This is a genomic window from Ammoniphilus sp. CFH 90114, from assembly GCF_004123195.1.
GTDB lineage: Bacteria > Bacillota > Bacilli > Aneurinibacillales > RAOX-1 > YIM-78166.
The window spans coordinates 1-1,662 of record NZ_SDLI01000049.1; the positions used below are offsets into that span (position 1 = coordinate 1).

Below are 1,662 nucleotides of genomic sequence, written 5' to 3' on the forward strand. Positions count from 1 at the left end.
CCCAATGTCATCAAGCTAGTCTTACAATAAAAGGAAGTTGTGTCCTTAAATATAATCTGGAAGATCATAAAAAACACTTGACTTTTTCAAATCACCACAACAATCGACTTAGATACCATGTTACTGGTAAATTAAGACGAATTGTGGTGATTTTTTTTGAAGACAAGAAAGACTTTTTTAGAAGGCATAAGAATTACCGAACAGCTGCTCCATGATGTCGTTTTTATGTGCGAATCACGATTAAAACCTACCTATTTTACTCGTGAAGGAAACAACAAGATGACGTTTGTCACCCTCATGTTATTTGCCCTCAACTTTGTGAGGAAAAGTATTCAACTTGAATTAGATGCCTTTTCTGCCCTGCTGAATCCAGGAGAAATGGGGATTACCAAGCAGGGATACTCAGAGGCCAGAAAAAAAATCTCTCCCACGGCCTTCATCAAATTAGCGGATGTCATTATGGAGTGGTTTTATAGAGATGAGGATTTCAAAACTTTTAACGGCTATCGGCTTTGTGCGGTGGATGCTTCTATTTTGGAACTTAACAATTCAGATCGGCTTCGAAACGCATTTGGATTTGCCCAAGGGAAAACCGTTAAGCTTGCCCGGGCCATGGCATCCGGTATCTATGATCTTGAAAACGATATGATGATTGTATCCCAAATTACTCATTTCACTTCCAGCGAACGAGAAGTGGCCGTTGGAATGATCGAGAAACTAAAAAAGATGGGGTTAAAAAATGATCTTCTCCTATTTGACAGGGGGTATCCTTCTCGAGAGTTCATCACCTACTTAGAAGACAGTTCCATTAAATACGTGATTCGAGTGTCTAAATCTACGATGAGAGAAGTAAAGAAGGCCAACGATTCGGATCAGATCGTAGAAATGAAAGTAAAGGGAAGAGTGATCAAAGTACGCGTTCTTCGATTTCTATTGGAGTCTGGCGTAGAGGAGGTTCTCCTCACCAATCTATGGGATGATAGTTTAGGAGTAAAACAGTTTAAGGAGCTGTACTTTAGAAGGTGGGGAATCGAATCCAAATACAATGAATTAAAAAACAGGCTCCAGATCCAAAATTTTACCGGGGACACTGTGTTGTCTGTAGAACAGGACTTCTATGCTTCCATCTATTTATCTAATATGGTTGCCCTTATCAAACTTGAAGCGAACGAGGAAATTGCACAAGAACAAGAAGGCAAAAACTTAAAACATACATATCAAGTCAACACTAACATGGTCATTGGGAGATTAAAAAACTCCTTGATCTCGCTGATTCTTGAAGTTGATCCCGTAAAACGATTCATGATGTTTAAGAGAATGATGCAAGAAATGTTACGAAATAAAGTGCCTGTTCGACCCGAAAGGAGCTACATCCGCAAAATGAGCCTTAAGGCGAACAAGCACCCCATGAACCTAAAGCGTTGTTTATAACATCGCTTCTGTAACAGTATACCAATTTAAGTTAACAAGGAAAATAAAAAATACTCTACTCAAAGGACTTGTAAAAAAATAGGATACAAGTCCCGGGCATCCTATTGTCTTTTTTATTACTCAGTAGATCAACGAACTTTTTCTCTAAGACACAATAATAAAGGAGAACTTGGCAGAAGACCAATCACTCTATCTTGTAATTTATTGGTAGCATAGCTTGATGACATTGGG

At 38.7% G+C, this 1,662-nt stretch carries 1 protein-coding gene; it reads left to right on the forward strand.

Annotated elements, in window-relative coordinates:
- Window positions 1-156 precede the first annotated feature (156 nt).
- Window positions 157-1,431, forward strand: a complete 1,275-nt coding sequence (locus EIZ39_RS26115; protein ID WP_129204515.1) for an IS4 family transposase — start codon at window positions 157-159, stop codon at window positions 1,429-1,431.
- Window positions 1,432-1,662 lie beyond the last annotated feature (231 nt).